Here is a 25403-nt window from a genome sequence, read left to right as displayed (position 1 = left end):
GAAAATGGAATATATAATTGGTATTGATGGTGGGGGTACAAAAACACAGGTAGTAATGGTTGATATGAGAGGAAATACAGTAATTAATTTTACAGTCGGTCCTTCGAATGCAAATGTAATATCTAACCAGGAATTACATGAGATATTTAAAGCTATATTCCAACGTATAAAAGATCGGGCACCAGTTGAATTTGAACGTGTAATCTGTGTTTATGCAGGTATAGCTGGGGCAGGGAGCGCTGAAATAAAACAGCAAATAACAGGTATTTTATCATCATTAGTTCCTAAGAACAGCAAAGTTTATTTGGAGATAGATGCGTTAAATGCGTTATATTCCGGAACTTTGGGTGATCCGGGGATCGTTCATATATCAGGAACCGGATCTGTAGCTTATGGAATAAACAAGAAGCAAAATAAAGATAGAGTAGGGGGATGGGGGCATCTACTTGGTGATGAAGGTAGTGGTTACAGCATAGGAAGGCAAGGTGTATCTGCCGCTTTAAAATTCCAAGATGGAAGAGGAGATCAAACAATACTATTGGATATGCTCTATGAACATTTCCGTGTAGATAATGCTCGCTCTCTCATTGACCATATTTATTTTGCGCAAGATATGAAGAGAACGATTGCAAGTTTATCTGAAATTGTTTTTTGTGCCTATAAAAGAAATGATCGTGTAGCTAGCCGGATAGTTGAAAATGCTGCAATTGAAATAGTACATCACATCGTAACACTTTATCGTAAATTGTTTACAGATAGGGAAGAAGTTAAAGTGGTATTGTGTGGCGGAATCTTTAACGATGTGGATGGAGTTTTACCAATTGTCCATAGGAACTTGGAAAAGGATGACTATTTTCGAGTTTTAACTCCTTCTCTCTTACCTGTTTATGGATCTATCGTAGGCGGTTTTACACAACTTGATGTAAAAGTTACTTCTGATATGATAAAAAGGATGCAAGAGGCAAGTACAAACTAAGATTTAGAGTTTATCCGGATTTAAGGTGCTGTAGGACTCCCAGCTTAAGAATTGGAAAATGTAAGCTAGACAAGTCTAAGTGGAAGATAACAGCACCTATTACTTTAGGTCATCTCCTTGAATAAGCTGGAAAACATGAAGTAGAAGAACGGTAAACGGTTACTGCCTGTAGTATCACTTTATTAGGATAAACTCCCTACATATCTAATTTCTGAAATGCTAACTATAGACCTTACTCCTTCCAAGTTTCTCCTAATACGCGTATCCAATTTTTATAAGCAATTTTTTCAATTTCTTGCTCTGCAAACCCCGCTATTTCTAGCCTCTTTAGTAATTTAGGTAAACCTGTCACATCTTTTAGACTATCTGGTACAGTTGTGCCATCGAAATCGGATCCTAAAGCGACATGATCAATTCCGTAATTATCCGCTATATAGGAGATATGATCAACAATGGTATCTAATGGAATATTTGTATCAAATTGACCGTCAGGACGTAACATATTGACTGCATAATTAATGCCTACTACTCCATTACTATCTTTAATTGCTTTGAGTTGATTATCGGTAAGGTTTCTTGAAATTGGACAGATTGCATGGACGTTTGAATGAGTTGCTACAATAGGAGCATCACTTAACTGAACAACGTCCCAAAATCCCCTCTCGTTTAAATGCGTTGTATCAACCATAATTCCGAGCTGATTACATTCCTTTACGAGGCGTTTTCCATCATCTGTTAACCCATCACCGATGTTAGGAGAAGATGGATAGCGAAAAGGAACACCTTCGCCATATCGATTAGGTCTACTCCAAACAATGCCTAATGATCGCAACCCAGCTTGATAAAGGACGTGAAGCGCATGGAACTCACGATCAATCGCTTCAGCTCCCTCTATATGGAAAATAGTAGCCAATTTTTGCTTGTTCAAACAACGGATCAATTCTTCCTTGCTTTTCACGACGTTTATTTTTCCATTTGAAGCGGCTTCTAGCTTAAAAAGAGTTGCAGCCAAGGCGTTCGTATAATTCAATGCAAATGGCTGATCAATAGGTGGTGGTAAGGGCATATCGTATCCTGTTTTAGTTACATGTTTTTCTGGTTCGACTTTGTAGTTCTCATTTGGAGTAAAGGCAGCAAAAAAGCCTCCAGCAAACTTGCCTGTTCTTGCACGTGGCAAATCAATATGCCCAAAAGTATTTTCATTAAAGAAAATCATTTCACTTTCATGTGACTTGTGTAATCTTAATAATGTATCATTATGACCATCCAAAATAGGAATGTTTGTCATGAAGTAAACTCCTTTCCGTGACAAAGTATTTGTTTCTTATTTTACCACTTTTTAGAATAGAATGGTCATTTGCTTTTAAAGGAGTGGAAGTTTTTCTCGACATAGTTATAACTTTTATATTTCCAGTGCGTTATTTATAGTGTATTAATAACTATTGGTGTTTGCTAATTAACATAGGAAGAATTCCAATTAAATACAATTCGTTATCATTTCAGGAGATCAGAAATTGTGTAGGAATAATACTTATGAAGCCTTATAATGAAGAACGTATTCAAGAAAAATTAGGGTACCAATCCCATTTAAATTTAGAAGAAAGGCAGCCTAAGAGAGGTCACTGAAAATCTTATGATTTCTTAGTGTAAGTCCTCATTTTACTGATTTATGCACTCAATTTGCTTATTTTTAACCCATTAGTTTCAATATTCGTTTTAGGTTTACAGAGAATATTGCCATGGCTCCTTGCATTTCCATGCCAACTAGACCCGAAGATGTTGAAAAATCATATCCGTGTCTGTGTTTTAACTCGCTATTTTTCGCTTCAATCTTATAGCGTTCTTTGGATTTCTCTTTAAAATCATTCGTTTCTTGGAACTTCGCCTGTTCATTTTGTTCATTCGATTTGGTGCTTACGAAATAACTCTTGCTTTTAGCTCCAGATTTGTAACAGCCTTCTCTGAACGGACAAAATTTACATTTTTCCACGTCAAAATAATAGGTATCTGTTTGGTTCTTCGCGACACTTTTCTTTCCTTGGCGTGCTTTGCGAATCGCCATATGTCCAGCTTTACAAACTTACATTCCTGCATCTAAAAAGACATGATTCCCATGATAAAGTTGGAAATCATATCTTTTTGGGCTTTTTCAGTGGCCTCAGTTTTTGCCCGATTTTTCTTAATTTTATTTATCTCCTTTAAGAAGGTTTGTTTTTAAAATAGGCAAAATTATTTTTATCAAATGGGTATGTTTTTAATAATTTATGCTACAACTACCATAAAATATATTATTATGAAGGGATACAGATTTTTATGTGTTAATTATTTTTCGAATTACGATATATTAAAAAGACAATCAATATTATTAAAACTATTGATCCATAGACGAAAAGTTGTGACAACAAATCTCCTAGAAACACAGCAATTCCTCCTATTGAAATTAATCTAATGTTTCTTTAATTGTAGAATTAAATTTCTAAAATGTAAATAGGGGATTCCTCTTCAGGAATAGTCCCCTATTGTAAAATATTAATAATATTTAGCAGCGTAAACTTTTGCTCGGTTATTACCTACTCTCAATTCAACACTTCTGGTTAAAGTTCCATAGCTTCCGCCTAAGTTAAGATAAGTAGAGAAGCGAGCTTTTGCTGGACCTGCGCTATTTTCTTTTGATTTTAACATTCTTAATGATGGGTCTTGGGCTGTTCCACCAATCATCCATACACTATGATTATAAACTCTTGAGATAATGTCAAATTGCGATCTTTGAAATGTATAATTTGCTCTAAAACTGATTTCCCAAACGCCAGGGTTTTTATAGTAAACCACTTTGTTAGTGCAATTTGTATAACCTGTTCCAGTTCTACAACTACCTCCTTTAATACCTTCTGCGAAAGCTGTAATCTTATCAGGTTCAACACCTGCCACTGTAATAGAACCGTCAGGATAGATATAGAGTTTTTCTTCGCTACCGTCTAAATGCTTCTTAATTCTTGAATCTACTGCATCTTCCTCTGTCATAGTCATGGAATCTAGTAATTGTCCGCTATTAAGCTTCTCACTTAGACTCTTAGCTATTTCTGCTTCTACATCATATTTAACTAATTCTTCTTGTAAATGTGACAAATCCTCGTTAGTTAATTTCAAGTCATGTTCTTTTTCTTCCAAAGCTAATGATGCTGATGGCGTTGCCAATAATGATAAACTAATTACAAACAATAAGAAAAAAGCTTTTTTCAATTTAAATCCCCCTTCTTTAAGTATTGCTTCTTTACCTATGCCCTCCTCTCGTCAATTGTCATATGAATAATATACCACATTATTCAGAAAAAAACAATTTTCGGAATATATGGGTCATAAAAATGAGGAGATACTCTTTTAATGTACCTCCTGTATATTTTGAATTTTTGACTGATGATGGGGCTAAAGCCAAGAAGTGTTGGAAAAGATCACATTTTCGTGACCTGTTGTGACTAAGTTAAATTGCCCTTCTAAGGATTGTAACCCTTGTTCTAATTGGTTTATATTTCCTTTCATATTACTTGCTCGAATGTCTAAATCGTTACACTGATCATCCACTTGCCTACTTTTTTCTCGTATTTCTTCCAATTCTTCCAGCAAATCATTCATGGTGGATAATAAATCATTTATCTGCTTTTGATTCAAGCCTCGTTTCCCCCTTTAGCATGAAGATAACCATATAAAAAAGCGCATGTGCAAAAAATAGATAAAAAGGATAACAGTTCTGGACGGTGAAGTTTGAAGTAGTGGAGTGTATGCAGTCCGTTAAATAAGCAACGATGAAGTTCCATGAGTCACTTTTTAGCACTATAGGAAAAGTATAATTTTTTTTGGTTTATCGTATAAGAAAAACAAAGGCTTTCGTCATAAGACTTAGTGATAAGCTAAGTTTTTTCAATGCATTTTTTGAACAACCTCTAAAAAATTTCTACATTTCACTACAAACGCGACGGTAATCAGAATACCAAGCAATCGTAAGATGAACAAGTGCATTTGGAAGGATTTATTAAGAGGATGTAGGCATAAATACGCATGTAGTTATTCTATAATTATATAGATGATATTTCCCTTCATTACGTAAGTGATACCCCCTCTAATGGTAAAAAATTTTCCGCAGTGGCCACTACCGCACGAAACAAACAGTAAAAGTGTGTATAAATGAAGTGCTGGAAATTGTTTGAGACAGATACGCCCCCCCTCTCTATTGTACGATTGGACTTGTGGATTATAAGACTTTACAATATAAAAAAAGTCGATTCTTGTAATATAAAATACCTTTAGGCGATTCACTAGCTATGATAAAAGTACATTCTAAGTGAAGAAACGTTTAAACTAGGAGAATGTAGATATGCAAACGTATAAAAAGGTTGTCGAAGCGAGTTATTTAACGGCTGAAAAAGCTTGGAGTTATCGAGCTATTCTACGTTATTTCTATATCCAACATGAACGAATGCGTGAATTTTTATTTCCAGAAGAAATATTGACGTATTTAAAAGAATCAACGGATTTAAAAGATTATACAGAAGAACAACTCCATCAAGATTTAGATCAATTGGTAAAATGGAATAATTTATTAGCTAGACAAGAAATGGGAAGAGCACATACAATCGAGGAATTTAAAAAGAAACGTTTTCGTTATCAATGTACACCTTATACAGTCGAATTTGAACGAATGCTCGTTGAAATGGAAAAAGGTGGTGACGTATTTGGTGGATCTTTGGAGAAAAAAGAATTCGAACGGTTGTACCAATCATTAGTCGAACTAGAAAAGATGCTTCAACAGTCATTCTTTCCAGCGGCTGATGAATGTTCGCAACTGTGGAATGACATTTTCACCTATTTTCGCTCCATTACTAAAAACACCTCAGATTATATTGTACATATAAATAGTGAACAAGCAGAAGAACGTATACATACGGAAGCTTTTCTCGTGTTTAAAGATCAATTTACGACTTATTTAAGAGATTTTATCGTTGGGTTACAGCATACGGCGCAAAAAACACAGCAATTACTTCGGACGATCGATAAGGAAAAGTTATATGCTTTTATGCAGCAAGTCATCGTTCACCAGCAACATGTGCCACGTTTTGAAGATGTAACAGAAGATGAAGCATTAATGGAAGATATGGAAGGCAAGTGGCAGACGTTAACAATCTGGTTTTTAGGAGATGCTTATCGAGAAAGTGAATTAGATAGCTTACAAACGCGAACGAATGAACAAATTCGTCGTATTACTCGTGTCGTCCAGCGATTGGGAGAACGCCGCCACTATTTCCGTAGTCGCAAAAAAGACTATCTACATTTAGCGATTTACTAGCAAAGGAAGATTGTATCATTCATTATGCGAGTGATTTTTATCCAGAAGGAGTGGGAATGGCGGAAAGATTATTACATCGTTATGCACCCCAGTTGCGTCTATGGCAAATGGATGTAGCGGCATATCATAAAAGTAATCCTGTGAAACCAATCGATAAAGAACGATTAAAAAAACTAGAGTGCATGGAACACACTACACTATTGCCACTTGTAAAAGAAATGAAACGAATGAAAAAAGCAGGCTATCAAGAAGCGCTAGTAAAAGATATGATCCAGGACATTAAAAATAAATGAAGAGGCGGGGAAGTTGGAACAAATCTGATGTGCTCTGCATTAAAAATCCAAATATTTTCTCAAACTACTTCTATTTTGATCCGATAATAACAATAAAGAAGAGTTTTTAAACCCTTAGGAGTGTTCATATGGAGGCAATATCGCAAAAGCAGCTATCACAAGCGAACAACATATTACATACCATTGTTGAGGCAACAGAATATTTTTATCAGTTAGTAAAGCAAGAAGAAAGCCATCAGGCAATCTTTATATTTAGTTCTATTGTGGAAGGTGTGCAATCCGTAAGTAAGACGTTTGAGAATGACGAGTTTTTACGAGATGACAAGCGTAAATTAGAAAACTATCTATTGCAAGTCGCTCAATTATTGGAAGCAAATAAATTCATTAAGATTACAGAAGTACTTCAATTTTCATTTTTGCCACTTTTAAAGAGAATGTTATCCTATATGGAAGGAATAGATGGGCAAAATAAAGCTGAAAAAGTGTATACAATTGGTGTCTTCTCCCCACAGGCGAATCCTGTAAAGTTCTTACCTCAACCAAGGCTTCAAGCTTTAGTTAAAGAAAGTCAACAACAACATGCCCGTTTACTATTCTTTACAGAAACAGATGTCGACCTAAAGAATAATGAGGTAGAAGCTGATACATATGTAAATGGAAACTGGGAGAGAATAACTGCTCCTTTTCCAGATGTCATTAATAATATAGGAACAATTAGACCTTCCCATGTCGAAAGGGAATTAAGACGGAAAATCCCTTTTACAAGCTATCATGTAGGTAACAAATTTTCTTTGCCTAAACGAATGGTTAAGTACCGTAAATATGCTGATTTACTCGTTCCGTTTAGACTTTGTCAAAAGGAAAGTGATGTTTTTGACTTTTTACAAGAAAATAATAAAGTAGTGTTTAAATCACTATTAAGTAACCGTGGGGAAAATATTTTCTTTGTTACCAAAAAAGGTAACCGTTACATTTTAATGGAGCATAAAAAAGAAAAAATTTTAAATCAAGATGTGTTTTCAAAATGGTTGCAAGAGCATATTTTAAGAAAAAAAGGTAGTTTTATTATTCAACGGTATATTCATACACGTACGAAAGACGATGAACCGTATCATATTCGCTCTCACGTCCAAAAGAATGGACAAGGGGATTGGATAATCACGCACATATACCCGCGTGTTGGAAATAGAAAAAGTAATTTAAGTAATGTTGCTACAGAAGGAAGAGTAGAAGACTTTCATACATTTTTACTTCATGAGTATGGCGAACTTGGAGAAAAGTACGCACATGATATTTTGCAACTATCCTTAGAAGTAGCGAGCCATTTAGATAAGTTATACAACTTTGCATTAGATGAACTTGGTTTGGATTTTGCAATTGATGAAAATGGTAGATACTGGATGCATGAAGCGAATAATGGTCCGCAAACTGCCTATCACGAAGAAAAACGAGCAGTCAATACAATAGCCTATGCGAAATACCTTGCTGAAAATGGTATATTTCGTTCTGATCGGATACTTCAGCAACGGTTTAATTCCAGTATAGCCAATATCTCCAATGCGTCAACGAATGGAAAACCTACAATAGGTATGTTAGTAGGAAAACATGTTCGAGATGCATTGACCAAGGAATTTGCAAAGCTGGCAGAACAAAAAGAATTTTATTTTTATGTATTTAGTCCCAAGGATGTTGATGAATATGAAAGAGTCATCCGTGGTTATGTATTAGAGGATGGGGTGTGGATTGCTAAAATAATAGAGTATCCTGACATAGTGTTTGATAGATTGAAGATGAGAAATAGTAAACAGATGCAATGGCTGTATGAAGAATTGTCTGAGAAAGCAAGTTTTACTAATAATTGGAATGATCTCACCGAACGATCTGAATTATATAACCATCTAGCAGACAGGGAGTATATGTTACCTTTCCAACAAGTAAAGAGAACGAGAGATATTTTTAGAATGTTAGAGGCCCATCACCAGGTTGTGCTAAAGCCTGAAGTTGGGACATTATATGATGAACATGTTATAAAGGAACTTGAACATGGTAAATATTTGCTTATTCATGGAAAAAGAAAAACAGTGTACAGTCAACTTCCATTGACAAATAAACTAAAGGAATTATTAGAGGAAAGAAGCTATGTTGTCCAAGTTGATCCACGTATTACAGCTTTCGAAAATAGAGATGATTTGGTTTCTATACATGTTCATTTAATGAACAAGGAAATGAAAAATTGGGATTTCATAAGTGGATATGTCAAAACGAAAAGTTTTGAAGCAGGAAGCAATGCGACTGTTCACAGGCGAGATATGCTGGAGTATTTAACAGAGACATACGATGGTCAAGAGGTAAAGTTATTGGAATCAGAGCTTATGGCTATTGCTGAAAATGCTGCTACTACTTTAAAAAACACGTATCAAGAAAGTATGTCTGAAGTAGCTATTAGCTTATCGATGAACGATTTGAGAAACATCTATGTCTTAGATGTGAATCCTAGCGGTCCATCTTATATATATAATCCAACAATTTTAGCAAAACAATTGCTTTCTTATATTTCTGAGTTGTTCACAGGAAGAGGATGATAAGGGGAATTATATCTTCTTCTACTAGTCCATGACTATTGCGGCTTAAAAATAAAAAAAACTGTACCCAATTGGGTGCAGTTTTTTATACTATAGGTTGTTCAACATGCGAGTTTTAACTATATGGATAGTTTCTAGCCTTGTGCTGAACGCTAATCCATTTAAAAGTAGTAAAGGCATCTAAGCTCCATTCCCCATTTAAACGTCCTAAACCTGAATTTTTCATTCCCCCAAATGCGACATGAGGCTCGTCGTTAATGGTCCCGTCATTAATGTGGATCATCCCTGTATCTAATTGCTTTGCAAGCTCTGCACCACGCTCAACGTCTCTTGTATGAATAGCTCCACTTAGACCATATAAGGTATCATTTGCAATAGAAATGGCTTCTTCGTCGTTTGATGCTTGTAAAATAGATACAACAGGGGCAAATACTTCCTCTTTTGCTATAGACATAGTAGGAGTCACATTTGTGAAGATCACAGGTTCTATCACATTTCCCTCTATTTTTCCTTGAAGAATAGGCTTGGCTCCATCTTCTATTGCTTTAGTAATGAAAGCTTTCGTTGTTTCTACTTGCTGTTGATTAATTAACGGCCCAATAATGGTGTTTGGATCTTTGGGATCTCCGCACGGTAATGTAGCTACTTTCGCTACATATTTTTCAACAAATTCGTTATAAACTGCTTCATGTATAATTAAGCGATTCGCAGACATGCAAATTTGCCCTTGGTGTGTAAAACGACTAAATACAGCAGCACTTACCGCTAAATCAATGTCCGCGTCTTCTAATACTATTAATGCACTATTTCCTCCTAATTCTAAGTGTGCATCCTTTAAATGTTTTCCTGCAATGGCACCGATATGTTTTCCAACTTTTGTGGAGCCGGTAAAAGAAATAGCTCGAGGGATAGGGTGTGCAACAAAGTCATCCCCAATTTCCGAAATTTCTGTTGTGATTACATTGAGTAGACCTTTTGGTAATCCAGCATGTTCAAAAATAGATGCAATCATTGTTCCACCAGTAATTGGTGTATGTTCATGGGGTTTTAGCACAACTCCATTACCAGTTGCCAATGCTGTTGCTACCGATTTCATGGATAAGAAAAATGGAAAATTGAATGGGCTGATTACGCCAACAACACCTACAGGAACACGGTAAACTCTATTTTCCTTATCATCGATAGGGGAGGTTAAGATTTTCCCATCCATTCGAAAAGGAAATGTGGTAGCTTCTTTTATGATGTTGGTTACAAGTCCTATTTCAAATTCTGCTTTTAACCTTGTCCCACCAATCTCTTCTATTATTATTTTAACAATGGATTCATAGTTATCGTTTATATATTGAACTGCGTTTTCAAACACCTCGCGCTTAGTTACAGGGTTGGTTTTTTCCCATTGTTTCTGTGCCGCATTTGCAGCTTGATAAGCATCATCCAAATCTTTTTTACTGCCTGCACGATATGTGGCGAGAAGGTCGCCATTATAAGGGTTTTTGTTTTCCATAATAAGGGGAGAAGCCCCCTCTTTCCACACGCCGTTAATATATTGACTTGGCAATTTTTTAAATGACATAGTTACCCCTCCGATAAATTAATTTTTCAGTTGCATATTTTCTTTGGCAAGTTGAGCTAGTAATTGAATATTACTATTTATTTCTTGCGCAGTTGCAGATAATTCTTCAATAGCCGCTGATTGGCTATCTGATTCTACATTCGTATCTTGAATATGCTTATTCAAATTAGCAATGACTTCTTTAATCGTATTTGTTATTGTTTGGATTTCAGACACATGATCTTTGGAGTTTGTCGCCATTTTTCTAATTTCATTTGCTACAACCGAAAATCCTTTCCCATGCTCCCCAGCTCTGGCAGATTCAATGGCTGCATTTAATCCTAATAAATTGCTTTGGTCAGCTATTCCTTTCACCACATTGGAGACGTCTTCGATTGTATCTACTTGTTTGGTAACTTCTGTAGCTTTTTCTGAGACGACGGACATGTTATTTGCTAAACCGGAAATGGATTCTGCCATATCTTGTATGGTATTGGTTACATCTTCAAAAACAGTTGACAAATTAGAAGAAATTTCGGACAGCTGATTTGCTCTTTCCACACTAAGCCCGACCCCAACACCCCCAATAAGGTTTCCAGTCTCATCATGAAGTGGTACAGCACGAGCAATCAAGTTCACACCAAATAACTCAGCAGGAACGATGGCCGATTGGTTTTTATTTTGCCGAATGGCATTTGTTACTATATCCCCTTCTACTAATGGATCGCCAGGTTGCACATTTAAAGAGAAAGTGTTAGCCGGAAAATTAATAATTAACTTCTCTGTGTCATAAATACCTATTGTAATATCATCGTTAATTAAATCTTGTAAAAATGGAGCAACAGTAACAAATGACTGCAGCAAAGGGTGCGTATTTATTTGCTCAACTGTTGTTTCCTTCATTTTATCCACACTCCTAATCAGGTTGTAAAGCTAATTGATTTGTTTTTTGTTTCATCATCTTTTAATACCTCTTCTTCCTTACGAGAAAGTCATTATACGAAGTTGTTAAATAAAGAAACAATTTTCACTCGCAAGAAAAAGGCGTCCATTATTAATATCGGAAGCTTAGCAATATTTATAAATAGCTTCATTTTTATTACTAATTATAAACTAACGAATTATAAAAGGAGTGAGGTAGGTCCTTGCCTCACAATAAATAAGAAGATTTGTTAAAAAAACTTCATAAAGCTTCATATTTCGTATCTTTATACCGATAAAAAAATAAGCGAATTGTTAAAACTTGATTGTTGTTCACTAATTAGCTATATGAATGTTTAAAATAATTATACACCCACGTTGGAGAAGGGAAATTTATATATGGATTAAAATATTTATATAAAATTTACTTATTTATGAGAAAAACTTGGATTATCGCCAAATCTTTAGCAATGATATGTCATCGTTTTGCTATACTAAAAACCTTACAATTTTATACTTTCCGATAGTGGAACATCTAGACTATATACAAGGGAGAAATGAACATGCGTAAGTTATTTACATTTAAAAGCATTCGGATGAAACTTTTTTTTGCTTTTTCGATTGTAATTATGCTAGTTATCTTATTAGGAGTCATAAATGTAATAAGCATTAACAGAAGTAATCAGGGTACAGAAGAAATGATACAACAGGATATGCAATTATTAGTTACTGAAGAACAATTGGCATTTAATATGGCTGAGCGAACCGGTTATTTGCGAGGGTACTTATTATATAATGATGAACGATATAAACAGAGCTTCCAAAATACAATTGATGAAACGTTAGAATTGGAGAACTATGTTTCAAAACACAATAATTCGGAAGAAGTTAAGCTTTTAATGGAAAAGAAACTAGAATGGGGTGAACTGACGGATAAGTTCTTTCAAGAAATGGACGAAGGAAATAGTGCTAAAGCAAAGGTCATCATGGCAAATGAAATTCAACCAATTGGAAATCAATTAATTGATGGATTTAAGGAGTTAGCACAAAAGAGTGAAAACAATATTACAAATAAAAGTGAGGACGTTATTCAAGCTGGAGAGTTCACGTTAAGCTTTGGGTTGATCGTTACAGTATCCGTTGTAGTACTAGGAGTGCTTACTGCATTGCTAACTGCTTATTCCATAGCAAAACCGTTAAAGCGTGTGAAAGAAAGAATGACGAAGATAGCTAACGGAGAACTGAATAATGAACCGCTAGATATAAAAGGAAAAGATGAAATTGCTGAGCTAATGGCGACAACGAACGAGATGAATGAGCAATTAAAAGAATTGTTAATTTCCATTAAAAATGTGTCTAGCGTGGTTGATGATAAATCGAAAGCTCTGAACCAAGCTTCTGATGAAATGCAGCAAGGGACAGAGCAGGTGGCTGCGACGATGGAAGAGCTTGCTTCTGGGGCAGAAAATCAGGCAAATCATGCAGCTAATTTAGCAAGTATGATGAACGATTTAAACAATATCATCCAAGAAGTGAGTCAGAACAGTAATCGCATAGAGAAATCTTCTAAGGGAGTTTTAGTAAAAACAAAGTCTGGACATGATATTATGGGAACGACAAACGACCAAATGGTGAAGATAGATCATATTGTAAAGAATGCTGTAGAAAGCGTACGCGGTTTAGATATAAAAACGAAGGAAATTTCAAAATTAGTAACTGTGATAGGTGAAGTCGCTGAACAAACGAATTTATTAGCGTTAAATGCAGCCATTGAAGCAGCAAGGGCTGGGGAGCATGGGAAAGGCTTTGCGGTCGTTGCCGATGAAGTACGGAAACTGGCAGAACAGGTATCTTTGTCACTAAATGATATTACAAAAGTAGTTAATGATATTCAAACAGAGTCCGATCAAGTAACTACATCACTTCAAGATGGATATAAAGAGGTAACTGCTGGTTCAGAACAAATGAAAGAAACAAAAGATACATTTGAATCTATATATCATTCTGTCAATGAAATGGCAAATGCAATATCTCAGGTTAAAGAACATTTTGATTGGGTTTCTGAAAATAGTAAAGAGATGCATGGTTCTGTGGGGGAAATTGCGGCGATTTCTGAAGAGTCTGCAGCTGGTATTGAGCAAACATCTGCCTCTGCTCAGCAAGCTAGTAGTTCCATGCAAGAAGTATCTGCCAACGCTGACCGCCTCTCCAAACTCGCAGACAATTTAAAAACTTTAATGCAACGATTTACTATATAATGGAAGCGTACATTTTCTTATTATAGTTATCCATTTTATTGGGTTATAAGGTTCTTCAAGCACCAGCTAAAGTTGAGCCAGTTAGTAGAACTCGGTTGATCGCTACATATGAAAGGCGGTCAACCGAGTTTTTCTATCTAGTTGTTTTTCGACAAATTTTGGTAAAACTAGTCAACTATTACTCTTATAAAAAAATTGACCGCAAGGATTTAATACGTTATAATTAACAATCGTATTAAGAAAAATTAATATTAAATTTAAATGAAATTAAAGGAACAAATTTTGAATTATAACAATTTGAGGTGAAGAAAGTGAAGAAATTTATATCCAGTAAATTAGGATTCTTCGCGGTAGCACTAGTGCTTTTTTGGGTGAAAACGTATTTGATATATAAATTTGAATTCAGCTTAGGGGTAAGTGGAGCAATGCAAGAATTTCTATTATTCTTTAACCCACTAAGTTCTGCCTTAATTTTTCTAGGACTAGCGTTATTTGCAAAGGGTAGAAGAGCTGGAATTTGGATTATCATTATTGATGCGATACTTACATTTATTTTATATGCGAATGTCGTGTTTTATCGTTTCAATAGTGATTTCATTACGATTCCAACGATGCTTCAAACAGATAACTTCGGCAGCATAGGAGGAAGCATTGCTGACCTAGCACAGTGGAGCGATTTATTGTATGGGATTGACATTATTTTATTAATCGGGTTATTTGTTTTTGTGAGAAAGAATTGGTCTGTGCAACGGATGCAATTCCGTAAACCATTTTTAGTAATTGCAGCTGGGGTATTAGCTTTTAGTATTAATCTTGGTTTAGCGGAAGCAGACCGACCACAATTACTAGAACGTACATTTGATAGAAACTATCTAGTAAAATATTTAGGAGCATTCAATTTTACAATCTATGATGCTATTCAAAGTGCAAAGACGTCAACAAGGCGCGTTTTAGCTGATAGTAATGACATTACGAAAGTAGAAAATTACACGAAATCTAAGTATGCGGCACCAAATGAAAAGTACTTCGGTAAAGGTGAAGGGAAAAATATTATTAAAATTCACTTGGAGTCATTTCAATCATTTTTAATTGATTACGAGCTCCATGGAGAAGAAGTAACACCATTTCTTAATTCCTTAGTTCATGAACAAGAGAAAGGTTTTACGTACTTTAATAACTTCTTTCATCAAACAGAGCAAGGGAAAACAGCAGATGCTGAATTAATGCTGGATACGTCGTTGTATGGTTTACCACAAGGTTCAGCTTTTGTTACAAAAGGTAATAATACGTATCAAGCATTACCGGCAATTCTCGAACAAGAGCAAAATTATACAAGTTCTGTTTTTCATGGTGATGGAAAGTCGTTTTGGAATCGGGATGAAGTATATAAACACCTAGGAATTAATGAATTTTATCATGAAGATTTCTATGATATGAGTGAAGAAAATGTTATCAACTATGGATTGAAAGATAAACCTTTCTTTGAACAATCCATGCCGTATTTAGAAGATATGGATCAACCATTTTACGCGCATATGATGACGTTGACGCATCATCATCCGTATTTGATTGATGAGGAAGATGCTACCATTGAGCCTGCTGAAACGGGTGATGGATCAGTAGATCGATATTTCCAAACAGCTCGCTATTTAGATGAATCATTAAAACAATTTTTCAATGATTTGAAAGAAAAAGGGCTCTATGAAGATTCGATTATCATGATTTATGGTGATCACTATGGTATTTCTGATAACCATAATCGTGCAATGGAAGAAATAACGGATGAAGAAATTACACCAATGAAGAATGCAGACTTACAACGTGTTCCGTTTATGATCAGAATTCCTGGTGTAGAGAGTGAAGGAACAGTAGAAACATATGCTGGTCAAATTGATGTCATGCCGACCATGCTTCATATTCTTGGTATTGATGCGAAAGACTATATTCAGTTTGGTACTGATATGTTCTCTGAAGACCATCATGAGGTTGTTCCTTTCCGTAATGGAAACTTTATGTCGCCAGAGTACAGCTATGTAGACGGAAAATATTATGATAGTGAAACAAAAGAAGTTATTGAAGAGCCTACAGATGAAATGAAAGAAATGCACGAGAAAGTTATGAAAGAACTTGAGCTCTCCGATGAAGTGCTATATGGCGATCTACTTCGTTTTTACACACCGAATGAAAAGTGGGACGCCGTTGATACAAGTGATTATTTCTATGGTGGTCCAGAAAGTGTTATAGATGAAAGTGACAATAAAGAAGAGTAAGAGAAATAAAGAAAATAACCAATCGTGGTCAGTATTATGCTGTGCTCCGATTGGTTATTTCATTATAGAGCAGCCTTGTGATCCTCGTGGAACGAGATACTATCCGTATATAAGGCGCCCGTGGTAAGTAAGGCTTACGCTGTCAGGAATGGGAGGATGTGCGCTTGTCAAGTTTGAGAGGGAGTGAAGGCATCTTATGAAAAGAGGCTTTTTGAGATCATTCATGCCCTATAGGAAAGTGTAAGAAAAATGATAGCCTTTCCTATAACTTAACAACAAAGGAAGATTTTTTAATCGTTGGAAAATTGTTAATATATGTGTGTATTCAAATAACTATTTAGTTAATATACATTTCAAATGCATTACATCGTGGCACGGAAAGAACATATAATGGAATATACAAGCTTTAGTAAGTGGCTTGTGCTTGCATATAGGCGAAAAGGAACGTTTGTTCCGTTTTTGTGTATGGAATTCTATATGTATGGCATACTAAATAAAGATAACGTTCTTGTGGAGTCGGCGGCAAACCCTATAAGAAAGGGGGTGAGCCAGGTGAATGTATATGAAGTTTTTGTAGTTATTTTCGCATTTGGCACCTTTCTGGTGACATTGTTGACGTTAGTGGTACGCATCATGAATAAAAAATAGACCTCATGCTCTTAAAAAAACGTCATTGCAGAGGCCTATCCCAATAAAGCCGATCCTCTTTTGAGAACCGCTTATCCATAGACCACAGCTAGCACTGTGGTCTTTTTAGTATATGTGTTATTATAGCAAAGTTATACGGAAAATGCTAAAGAGTTTGTTTTGTTTCAGGGGCTAACCTTACTTTTTTGTGCTATGATTAGAGAGGGAATTTTTAAAAAGGAGAGTAGCGACGGTGGAACAAATGAAAGAAAAGAAATCCGTTTTGTATCAATATTTATTAATAGCAGGTATTATTGTCGCTGCTTTTAACTTGCGACCAGCAATCACTTCTGTTGGACCGCTTATCGGTATGATACGTGACCAACTAGAATTAGCTAATTGGAGTGCAGGGTTACTTACGAGTCTGCCATTATTAGCATTTGCGGTTATGTCACCGCTTGTAGCGAAGTTCAGTTATCGATATTCCAATGAGATGATTATGCTCATAGGGCTGCTTACTTTGTTTCTCGGTATTAGTTTACGCAGTGTTTCGATGGCTGTATTTGTTTTTGCAGGAACGTTATTCATTGGCTTAGGAATTGCGGTTTGTAATGTTCTTTTACCGAGTATAATAAAAGAAAAATTTCCAACGAAAGTAGCATGGATGACAAGCCTTTACTCTACAGCTATGGGGATTTTTGCAGCATTAGCTTCTGGAGTAAGTGTTCCTATAGCGGAAGGGTTCGGACTTGGATGGCAGATGGCTTTATGGATTTGGGCTCTACCGGCATTGATCGGGACGGTAGTATGGTTTTACCTAACAAAACATGAAAAAATGAAGCATCCTGTTTATTATCATGGGAATAACAGTGAGAAAGAACGAATATGGCTTTCGTCACTAGCTTGGCAAGTAGCGGGATTCATGGGGTTTCAATCTTTTTTATTTTATGTCACGATATCATGGATGCCAGAGATTTTGCAGGCAAATGAGATAAGTGCTTCAACAGCAGGTTGGCTATTATCTTTTATGCAATTTATTGGATTACCTGCAAGTTTTCTTGTACCTGTAATTGCTGAGAAATTTCGTTCTCAACAAGGGCTTGTACTAGCATTAGGATTATTTTCTGTTAGTGGATATGCTGGTTTATTATTCGGAGAAACATTTTCTATTATGGTGATCAGTGTTATTTTAATTGGCTTTTCCTTAAGCGGTACATTTGCCTTGGCATTGACATTCCTTGGTATGCGAGCGAAAACTGCAAAACAAGCTGCCTTTTTATCAGGAATGGCACAGACCTTTGGTTATATTCTTGCTGCTTTTGGGCCGTTTATGATAGGATTTATTTTTGATAAAACCAAGAGCTGGGACGTTTCATTAGTAGTGTTAATTATCGTTTCTGTGATTGTTGTAACATTTGGTTTTGGTGCAGGGAGAGACAAGTATGTTTTTGAAAAATAATGTAACAAAAGAAGAGAATTCAAATAAAACGATTGAAAAAAAACCATATAGTGTGAAAGATAGTTATTTTTGGAGGATTAATGCTAGTTTAGCGTTAGCATCTTTTTTTATTTTTGCTAGTATGTACGCAATTCAACCTTTATTGCCAGTCTTTGTTGATGAATTTCAAATTAGTGTTTCCGTTTCTAGTTTATCTATGTCATTTACTATTATTGGTTTAATTGTAGGTTTAATCATCTTGGGCTTTTTATCAGATCGAATGGGAAGAACGCAGTTTATTAAAATATCCTTATTAGGAGCTATTTTTCCGTTTCTGCTTATGCCAATCACTGATAGTTTTATAATATTTATTATACTTCGGTTTATACAAGGCTTTGCTCTTGCTGGTTTACCAGCTGCAGCACTTGCTTATTTACATGAGGAGATTGAACCTAAAAGTGCAGCTTTTGCAACAGCATTATATATATCTAGTAATGCACTTGGAGGGATGGCTGGAAGAGTAATAACGGGGATAGTGTCAGATGCTATATCTTGGCAGGTTGCCTTTTATGGACTAGCTGCATTTGGAGGTCTTATTTTAATATTAACTCATTTCTTGCTTCCACATTCTAAACATTTTCAACCTAGCCGGCTACGATTTAGTAAGGATATAGACGGATTTCTATTTCATCTTAAAGATCCACAATTGTTACTCGTTTTTGGATTAGGAATTGTTTTGCAAATGTCGTTTACAGGGGTTTGGACCTACTTGCCTTTTTATCTACAAGAAGAGCCATTTTTATTATCACTGCATACTATTTCTTACTTTTTTCTGGCATATGGGCTTGGAGTCATTGGTTCACCTTTAGCCGGGTGGCTTTCCAGTTTCATAGGGTTAGAAAAAGTTCGCATAGGTGGTATGCTTACCTTAGGTATTGGTATATTGTTTACAGTACATAACTCATTACCTATTATTGTGGTTGGGCTTTGCATTACTTGTCTTGGCTTTTTTACAGCACATTCATTGACAGCTTCTTCTGTCAGTGAAACAGTTACACACCACAAAGGGAGTGCTTCTAGCTTGTATTTGGTTTCCTATTACATAGGTGTTACCTTAGGTAGTTCTGCTTTAGCGCCAATTTGGGAAAATTTCCATTGGAAAGGACTAGCTGTGTTACTTGGACTAATACCAATGGTTTATTTACTTGTCAGTCGTTCTATTCCACACGGTAGGCGTCAGAACACTTCCAATTCTGCTTACATGAATAAATAAAACTTATGTAGGTACTTGTGTAAGTTATAAAGAACTCTGCTTTATTATGGAAGGAGGAGAAATAGATTATATGTTAAAACATTTGTTTTATGAATTAATTGGTTGGCTTTTTACCGGTGTAGGTGCTTACTTCATTTATGAAGACCCAACATTAATTCTACCTTACATTAGCCTTGGAATAGGTTTAGCTTTCATCATTTTTCATTTACCGAAGAGTTTACGGCGAAAAAAATGAATGTGAGTTATATTTATGCAAATGCATATAAATTCTCGATTGAAATTTAGTTACGAAAATCATTAAAATTAACGAAACATAATTTCAAAAGACGCCTGATTATGGTATAGTTAACATAGAGCGATCTGAAAACGCTTATATAAATTCATTTTATGAACACGAAAGGACAATGGAGATGTTAGAATCAGCGACGTCAAGCAATATTGTTATTGGTTTAATGTCTGGTACTTCTTTAGATGGTATTGATGCAGCGGTCGTCAAAATAAATGAAGATCACTCATTAAATTTTGAACTACTTCATTTTGCTAGCTTTTCCTATTCAAAAGAAATGAAAGAAAGAATTTCAAACATGTGTAATCCAGAAACAGTACGTATTGAAGAAATATCAAGCATGAATATGTATCTTGGAAAGTTATTTGCAGATGCTTCGAAACAAGTGATGGAAGATGCTAGGTTGTCATCGGAACAAATTTTGTTAATTAGTTCACATGGTCAAACGATATATCATCAGCCAGAACCAAGGGAAATAGAAGGAAATAAAGTCGTTTCAACGCTACAAATTGGGGATATTGGTATGATTGCAGAACTTACCGGTATTACAACAATTGGTGATTTTAGAACGAGAGATATGGCAGCTGGTGGACAAGGAGCTCCATTAGTACCATACACGGATTATAAGTTGTATCGGAAAGAAGAATACGGAAGAGCGCTAGTTAATATTGGAGGCATTTCCAATGTAACCATACTTCCAAAAGGATGTAAAGAAGCGGATGTACTAGCTTATGATACCGGGCCTGGAAATATGATAATGGATGCTTTTACAAGTTTGGCTACAAACGGTGTACAAAGTTATGATGAAAATGGTGCTATAGCAGCAAAAGGGACAGTCAATGAAGCCTGGCTGTCGCAGCTTTTAGATCACCCTTACTTCCATCTAACAACACCTAAAAGTACGGGAAGAGAATTATTCGGAGAAGCGTACTCTAACCAGCTATGGCTTGAAGCTGAGCGTCTTCAAATTGATAATGATGATAAAGTGGCTACGGTAACGGCTTTAACTGCAAAGACCATTGCTTTAGAGATTAATAAATATATAGCATCTGCTAGCTTAAAAGAAGTGTTTATTAGTGGTGGGGGCAGATATAATAAAACGCTATTAACGTTTATTTCTAAATATTTGTCTAAGGACGTCATTGTTTGCGGAACGGATGAGATTGGAATGCCTGCAGATGCCAAAGAGGCGATCTCTTTTGCTTTACTAGGATATCAATGTTATAAGCAAAGAACGAATAATCTCCCTGCGGCAACTGGTGCAAATAAGCCAGTAGTTATGGGGAAAATATCGTGGTAGACACCATACGAATTAGAAATATGGAGGAAGAAAAAGGATAAAGAAAATGTAATGATAAGTACTCTGCCATTTACTGATACGTAAAAAAGCTGGGCCTATTGTTCAACTTTTTTAGAAGATAAGAAAGTATAAAATTGGGGGCTTATGTATAACAAAATAATCGAAATAAGCCACGTCCGGATCCAGCGTCCAGCAACTAGGCCACTTCACGAATCGCCCTACGATAAGTCATCATTGGTTCCATGAGTCCTAAAACTTTAGTTGATTCGCTCCACTCGCTACGTTGCTAAACGGGCGCTTGCTCCTTTGTTATAGCTTTTCAATAGTATGAAAATAAACATGTGGGAATCTATTTGTTCCCACATGTTTATGAATAACAACAAATTATGAATATGTTTTTACTACGTCACTGTTTGTTGCTGTTTCTTTTTATTTCACAAAATCAGGTACTTCCGTAATGTTTATTCCCCAAAGTATCGGCAGTAAGAAATAAATGGCTACCGTGACTAAAATAGAGCCAATTATATTTAACGCCACACCAGCTTTAACCATATCTGGAATTCGTAAGTAACCTGAACCAAAGACGACGGCATTTGGTGGGGTAGCAACCGGTAACATAAAAGCACAAGATGAAGCTACACCAGCAGCGATCATGACTACGAATGGATGGACTCCTAGAGCTAAAGCGAGCGCCGCCATGATAGGGTACATCATATTTGCTGTTGCGGTATTGGAAGTAATCTCTGTTAAGAATATGACTAGTCCTGCAACAACTAGCAATACAATAAAAATATGAATACCTTGCAATGCAGTTAATTGATTTCCGATCCATTCAGAAAGGCCAGACTGCGTAAATCCTGCTGCTACTGCTAAACCGCCCCCAAATAATAACAAGATTCCCCATGGTAGCTTCACAGCTGTATTCCAATCTAATAGAAACGTGTCTTTATAATTTTTGGAGGGTAGCAAAAACAAAAGGATAGCTGCGCTCATAGCGATAATCGCATCATTTATATTAGGGTTAATTTGAACAAGTAAAAATGAACGAGTAATCCAAGCCAAAGCTGCTAGAATAAATACAGTGAAAACAGCCTTTTCCTCAGCGGAAGGTTTCCCAAGCTTTTGCTTTTCTTGATGAATCAATGCTTTGCCACCAGGAAGCTGTTTTAGTTTTAATGGGTAAGCTATTTTAATTAGGTAGAACCAAATGATAAAAATAAACACCCATGCGATTGGCACGCCAAATAACATCCACTTCGCAAAAGATAGCTCTATTCCATACATTTTATTAATGACGCCTGCTAATGCTGCGTTAGGAGGTGTTCCTATTAATGTAGCAATACCTCCAACAGATGCTGAATATGCAATACTCAGCATGAGAGCCTTTCCAAAAGCAAAGTTCTCTTTAGATGTGTCGATGGAAGGATCGTCTTTTAAGGCGTCTGAAATTTGGTAAATAATAGCTAAACCAATAGGAACCATCATCATTGCTGTAGCAGTGTTAGAAATCCACATGGATAAAAAACCAGTTGCAACCATGAATCCTAGAATAATACGGTTCGTGTTCGTACCAATTACAGAAATAATGGATAGTGCAATTCTCCTATGTAGATTCCATTTTTCCATTGCTAGCGCTATCATAAAACCACCCATAAACAAAAATATGGTATCGCTTCCATAGGAAGATGTAGTAGTACCAATATCTAAGCCACCTGTTAAAGGAAATAAAATTATTGGTAATAAAGAAGTTGCTGGAATGGGGATTGCTTCGGTCATCCACCAAATTGCAACCCAAATCGTACTAGCTAAAACGGCTAATCCCTGTTGAGATAAATCTTCAGGTGAAAAGAATAATAAAGTGATGGTAAATAATAATGGACCTGCAATTAAACCAATAAGCTGCCCAGGCTTATAGTTACGATTTTTCCCCGGATCATTATTGTTTCCTACTAGACTATCGAAAGGGTCTATGGATCTACCAGTTGATAATCTAGAGGAATTAGCTTGGACAAAAAATGTAAAAAAAGATTTTAATTCGTCATGTTTCTCCCACATCCAATTCCAAGTTGACGAAATCATACATATTCCCCCTTTTTCTCCCATGTATAACATTATATTTAACTATCATAATTTGAGCAAGGTAAGATGATTTCGTTTTCATTGTCAATAGCAATTTTTCGTTTCATTCGGTAATTATTTTACTTTTTCTGCAAGCAACTCGTTCATTACATAGATAGGAGCGAGGGAGTGAGTTTATTTTTCAATGTATGTTATGATGTTTCTTATAAAGAATTCTTTGTTGTAATAGTTGGATAAAATAGTAAAAGGAGTTATAAATATGAAAAAATTATTGTTAACTGGTTTCGCGGCATTCCTAGATAATCCAATAAACCCCACAGAAAAAATAGTAGAAGAACTAGATGGAGAAGTAATAGATAGTTATAAAATTGTTGCTAGAAAATTGCCGGTTGATTTTATGATGGCAGGAAAACAATTGATTGCATATATGGAAGAACTAGAGCCAGAAGCTGTGATTGCTTTGGGATTGGCTGCAGGAAGAAGTGCTATTACACCTGAGCGGATTGCGATAAACTGTAATGACGGTTTAAAAGATAATGGAGGATACCAACCGCATGGAGAGAAAATAGTAACTGGTGGTGCAGATGGTTATTTTTCCACCTTACCCTTACATAAAATAATTGATGCATTACATGAAGAAAAGCTACCTGCACATATATCAAATACTGCCGGTACATACGTATGCAACAACGTTATGTATCACGCATTACATTTTGTACAGAAGCATGCTTTATCCATCCCAGTTGGTTTTATCCATCTTCCAGCATCTCATGAGCTCGCTTTAAAAAAACAACTTCCTAGCTGGTCGCAGTCCGATTTAACGCGCGCTGTAAAAACAATTATTTCTACTTTATCTCGATAGAAGGTGCTAAAAACTTCAATTTTGAACATTTACTAAATCTAATGAAGCATTGCGACTGTGTTAATAAATTTTAACGGTATATGTAGAGCTACTTTATTGATTCGTTATCCGAAATGATTTAAAATAACGTAGATAAGATCATAGGATAGAAGGTGATATGTATGCCAAAACAAATTTGGCTACTTGTAATTGCAACAACGGTAAATGTCACTGGTGCTTCTTTCTTATGGCCATTAAACACTATATATATGCACAATGAATTGGGGAAAAGCCTTGCTTTTGCAGGGTTTATTTTAATGCTTAACCAAGGTGCTTCCATTGCAGGTAACTTACTAGGCGGTATATTGTTTGATAAGTTCAGCCCTTATAAAACGATCCTTTTCGGAACAGGGTTAGCAATGACGGCTTCTACCGTTATGGTATTATTGCATCATGACATTGTATATTATTCTATTGCGCTTATTCTAATAGGTTTTGGTTCTGGGATAACCTGGCCTGTTATGTTTGCGATGGCTGGTTCGATTTGGAAAGAAGGAGGAAGACGTGCGTTTAATGCCATATATGTTGCTCAGAATTTTGGAGTTGCATTAGGAGCTACTGTCGGTGGCTATGTAGCAAGTATATCATTTAATTATATTTTTATAAGCAATGCGATTTTGTTTTTTAGCTTTTTTCTTATTGTTTTCATGACGTTTAAACCAATGGATGCTTATATAGATCGCCAGATGCATACGACCGTTTTAAAACAGCAAGGAAATATTAAAGATAAAGCAGCTTTTATCTCCTTATTTATTTTATGTGGCGGCTTTTTAATAACTTGGATTGCTTATAGTCAATGGCAATCCACTATTGCTTCCTATACGCAAGATTTACAAATACCATTAGAATTATATAGTACCTTATGGGCAATTAATGGCTTTCTTATTGTGTTAGGTCAGCCTTTCATAAAGTTGCTTACCACAAAGGTTACTTCACAAAAAATGCAAATATATGTGGGCAATACCATATTTCTTATATCTTTTCTGATTGCGTTATGGTCAGAAACCTTTAGCATGTTTGCGATAGCTATGGTAATCTTAACAGTGGGAGAAATGCTTGTTTGGCCTGCCGTTCCTACTTTGGCAAATGATTTAGCCCCACAAGGAAGGACAGGTTTTTATCAAGGAATCGTAAATAGTGTTGGTGCCGCAGGAAGAATGGTCGGACCAGTATTAGGTGGGGTTATTGTAGATATGTTTAACATTGAATTGTTATTCTTTATTTTATTAGCACTACTTATCATTCCTTATATAACAACGAGTATGTATGATCGGGGTTTCGTTTTAACTAGAAATACTTGATAAATGGA

The 25403-nt window shown here is 35.8% G+C and carries 19 protein-coding genes and 1 pseudogene; 13 read left to right on the top strand and 7 right to left on the bottom strand.

All coding sequences use genetic code 11. The features are described 5' to 3' along the window. The first annotated feature begins 4 nt into the window (after nucleotides 1–4). Complete coding sequence (locus B2C77_RS15090; RefSeq protein ID WP_077705457.1) at nucleotides 5–976, top strand: N-acetylglucosamine kinase; 972 nt, start codon at nucleotides 5–7, stop codon at nucleotides 974–976. A 232-nt stretch (nucleotides 977–1208) separates the two neighbouring features. On the opposite strand, the gene B2C77_RS15085 is transcribed toward B2C77_RS15090, so the two are convergent. The 4 genes and pseudogenes from B2C77_RS15085 to B2C77_RS15070 form a co-directional block, all read right to left on the bottom strand. Next, nucleotides 1209–2264, bottom strand: a complete 1056-nt coding sequence (locus B2C77_RS15085; RefSeq protein ID WP_077705455.1) for a dipeptidase — start codon at nucleotides 2262–2264, stop codon at nucleotides 1209–1211. 402 nt (nucleotides 2265–2666) lie between these two features. Then, a pseudogene (locus B2C77_RS15080) lies at nucleotides 2667–3056 on the bottom strand (transposase); the annotation flags it as partial. Nucleotides 3057–3505: 449 nt separating this feature from the next. Next, a complete protein-coding gene (locus B2C77_RS15075; protein ID WP_077705452.1) occupies nucleotides 3506–4216 on the bottom strand; it encodes a DUF5626 family protein in 711 nt (236 codons plus the stop codon). Between the two features lie 183 nt (nucleotides 4217–4399). Continuing rightward, nucleotides 4400–4642 carry a hypothetical protein gene (locus B2C77_RS15070; protein WP_077705449.1) on the bottom strand — a complete coding sequence of 81 codons (243 nt, stop codon included), beginning with the start codon at nucleotides 4640–4642 and terminating at the stop codon, nucleotides 4400–4402. A 703-nt stretch (nucleotides 4643–5345) separates the two neighbouring features. Here B2C77_RS15070 and B2C77_RS15065 point away from each other — a divergent pair. From B2C77_RS15065 to B2C77_RS15055, 3 genes are all read left to right on the top strand, one after another. Next, entirely contained in the window at nucleotides 5346–6314 is a 969-nt protein-coding gene (locus tag B2C77_RS15065; RefSeq protein ID WP_077705446.1) for a TIGR02677 family protein, read from the top strand. Between the two features lie 14 nt (nucleotides 6315–6328). Continuing rightward, nucleotides 6329–6607 (top strand): DUF2399 domain-containing protein, encoded by a 279-nt coding sequence (locus tag B2C77_RS15060; protein WP_077705443.1) that lies wholly within the window; start codon nucleotides 6329–6331, stop codon nucleotides 6605–6607. Between the two features lie 128 nt (nucleotides 6608–6735). Continuing rightward, nucleotides 6736–9189: a YheC/YheD family protein gene (locus B2C77_RS15055; protein WP_077705440.1), complete on the top strand. Its 2454-nt coding sequence runs from the start codon at nucleotides 6736–6738 to the stop codon at nucleotides 9187–9189. Nucleotides 9190–9304: 115 nt separating this feature from the next. On the opposite strand, the gene B2C77_RS15050 is transcribed toward B2C77_RS15055, so the two are convergent. Both B2C77_RS15050 and B2C77_RS15045 read right to left on the bottom strand, forming a co-directional pair. Beyond that, entirely contained in the window at nucleotides 9305–10762 is a 1458-nt protein-coding gene (locus B2C77_RS15050; protein ID WP_077705437.1) for an aldehyde dehydrogenase family protein, read from the bottom strand. Nucleotides 10763–10780: 18 nt separating this feature from the next. Beyond that, nucleotides 10781–11644 carry a methyl-accepting chemotaxis protein gene (locus B2C77_RS15045; RefSeq protein WP_077705435.1) on the bottom strand — a complete coding sequence of 288 codons (864 nt, stop codon included), beginning with the start codon at nucleotides 11642–11644 and terminating at the stop codon, nucleotides 10781–10783. A 581-nt stretch (nucleotides 11645–12225) separates the two neighbouring features. On the opposite strand from B2C77_RS15045, the gene B2C77_RS15040 reads away from it, so the two are divergent. The 7 genes from B2C77_RS15040 (at nucleotide 12226) to B2C77_RS15015 (ending at nucleotide 21114) form a co-directional block, all read left to right on the top strand. Continuing rightward, complete coding sequence (locus B2C77_RS15040) at nucleotides 12226–13920, top strand: methyl-accepting chemotaxis protein (RefSeq protein WP_176087340.1); 1695 nt, start codon at nucleotides 12226–12228, stop codon at nucleotides 13918–13920. A gap of 311 nt (nucleotides 13921–14231) precedes the next feature. After that, the gene (gene ltaS, locus B2C77_RS15035) at nucleotides 14232–16190 is read left to right on the top strand and encodes a lipoteichoic acid synthase (RefSeq protein ID WP_077705430.1); all 1959 of its coding nucleotides are present in this window, start codon (nucleotides 14232–14234) and stop codon (nucleotides 16188–16190) included. Nucleotides 16191–16547: 357 nt separating this feature from the next. Next, nucleotides 16548–16838: a putative holin-like toxin gene (locus B2C77_RS22530; protein WP_077705427.1), complete on the top strand. Its 291-nt coding sequence runs from the start codon at nucleotides 16548–16550 to the stop codon at nucleotides 16836–16838. A gap of 241 nt (nucleotides 16839–17079) precedes the next feature. After that, nucleotides 17080–18276, top strand: a complete 1197-nt coding sequence (locus B2C77_RS15025; protein WP_077706933.1) for a CynX/NimT family MFS transporter — start codon at nucleotides 17080–17082, stop codon at nucleotides 18274–18276. Further along, on the top strand, nucleotides 18260–19528 hold the full coding sequence (locus B2C77_RS15020) for an MFS transporter (RefSeq protein ID WP_077705424.1): 1269 nt from the start codon (nucleotides 18260–18262) through the stop codon (nucleotides 19526–19528). Before B2C77_RS15025 ends, B2C77_RS15020 begins: the two co-directional genes overlap by 17 nt. Nucleotides 19529–19598: 70 nt before the next feature. Continuing rightward, a complete protein-coding gene (locus B2C77_RS21740; RefSeq protein WP_164085260.1) occupies nucleotides 19599–19763 on the top strand; it encodes a hypothetical protein in 165 nt (54 codons plus the stop codon). 175 nt (nucleotides 19764–19938) lie between these two features. Next, the gene (locus tag B2C77_RS15015) at nucleotides 19939–21114 is read left to right on the top strand and encodes an anhydro-N-acetylmuramic acid kinase (protein WP_206193291.1); all 1176 of its coding nucleotides are present in this window, start codon (nucleotides 19939–19941) and stop codon (nucleotides 21112–21114) included. Between the two features lie 429 nt (nucleotides 21115–21543). Here the strand turns inward: B2C77_RS15015 and B2C77_RS15010 are convergent, their stop codons facing one another. After that, complete coding sequence (locus B2C77_RS15010; protein WP_077705418.1) at nucleotides 21544–23193, bottom strand: SLC13 family permease; 1650 nt, start codon at nucleotides 23191–23193, stop codon at nucleotides 21544–21546. 259 nt (nucleotides 23194–23452) lie between these two features. Here B2C77_RS15010 and B2C77_RS15005 point away from each other — a divergent pair, with 259 nt between their 5' ends. Further along, nucleotides 23453–24055 carry a pyroglutamyl-peptidase I gene (locus B2C77_RS15005; protein WP_077705415.1) on the top strand — a complete coding sequence of 201 codons (603 nt, stop codon included), beginning with the start codon at nucleotides 23453–23455 and terminating at the stop codon, nucleotides 24053–24055. Between the two features lie 161 nt (nucleotides 24056–24216). Further along, complete coding sequence (locus B2C77_RS15000) at nucleotides 24217–25395, top strand: MDR family MFS transporter (RefSeq protein ID WP_077705412.1); 1179 nt, start codon at nucleotides 24217–24219, stop codon at nucleotides 25393–25395. The last annotated feature ends 8 nt before the right edge of the window (nucleotides 25396–25403 follow it).

This window comes from Virgibacillus dokdonensis (genome assembly GCF_900166595.1).
GTDB lineage: Bacteria > Bacillota > Bacilli > Bacillales > Amphibacillaceae > Virgibacillus > Virgibacillus dokdonensis.
Note: the sequence above shows the minus strand (reverse complement) of the source record. Positions and strands in the feature narration are given on the sequence as shown.

Bases quoted from the DNA above. Each gene is read 5' to 3' on its own strand.
- B2C77_RS15015 (WP_206193291.1), top strand. From the start codon at position 19,939: ATGTTAGAATCAGCGACGTCAAGCAATATTGTTATTGGTTTAATGTCT.
- B2C77_RS15000 (WP_077705412.1), top strand. From the start codon at position 24,217: ATGCCAAAACAAATTTGGCTACTTGTAATTGCAACAACGGTAAATGTC.
- B2C77_RS15050 (WP_077705437.1), bottom strand. From the start codon at position 10,762: ATGTCATTTAAAAAATTGCCAAGTCAATATATTAACGGCGTGTGGAAA.
- B2C77_RS21740 (WP_164085260.1), top strand. From the start codon at position 19,599: ATGTTAAAACATTTGTTTTATGAATTAATTGGTTGGCTTTTTACCGGT.
- B2C77_RS15040 (WP_176087340.1), top strand. From the start codon at position 12,226: ATGCGTAAGTTATTTACATTTAAAAGCATTCGGATGAAACTTTTTTTT.
- B2C77_RS15085 (WP_077705455.1), bottom strand. From the start codon at position 2,264: ATGACAAACATTCCTATTTTGGATGGTCATAATGATACATTATTAAGA.
- B2C77_RS15045 (WP_077705435.1), bottom strand. From the start codon at position 11,644: ATGAAGGAAACAACAGTTGAGCAAATAAATACGCACCCTTTGCTGCAG.
- B2C77_RS15055 (WP_077705440.1), top strand. From the start codon at position 6,736: ATGGAGGCAATATCGCAAAAGCAGCTATCACAAGCGAACAACATATTA.
- B2C77_RS15005 (WP_077705415.1), top strand. From the start codon at position 23,453: ATGAAAAAATTATTGTTAACTGGTTTCGCGGCATTCCTAGATAATCCA.
- B2C77_RS15010 (WP_077705418.1), bottom strand. From the start codon at position 23,193: ATGATTTCGTCAACTTGGAATTGGATGTGGGAGAAACATGACGAATTA.
- B2C77_RS15020 (WP_077705424.1), top strand. From the start codon at position 18,260: ATGTTTTTGAAAAATAATGTAACAAAAGAAGAGAATTCAAATAAAACG.
- B2C77_RS15025 (WP_077706933.1), top strand. From the start codon at position 17,080: ATGAAAGAAAAGAAATCCGTTTTGTATCAATATTTATTAATAGCAGGT.
- B2C77_RS22530 (WP_077705427.1), top strand. From the start codon at position 16,548: ATGCATTACATCGTGGCACGGAAAGAACATATAATGGAATATACAAGC.
- B2C77_RS15090 (WP_077705457.1), top strand. From the start codon at position 5: ATGGAATATATAATTGGTATTGATGGTGGGGGTACAAAAACACAGGTA.
- B2C77_RS15065 (WP_077705446.1), top strand. From the start codon at position 5,346: ATGCAAACGTATAAAAAGGTTGTCGAAGCGAGTTATTTAACGGCTGAA.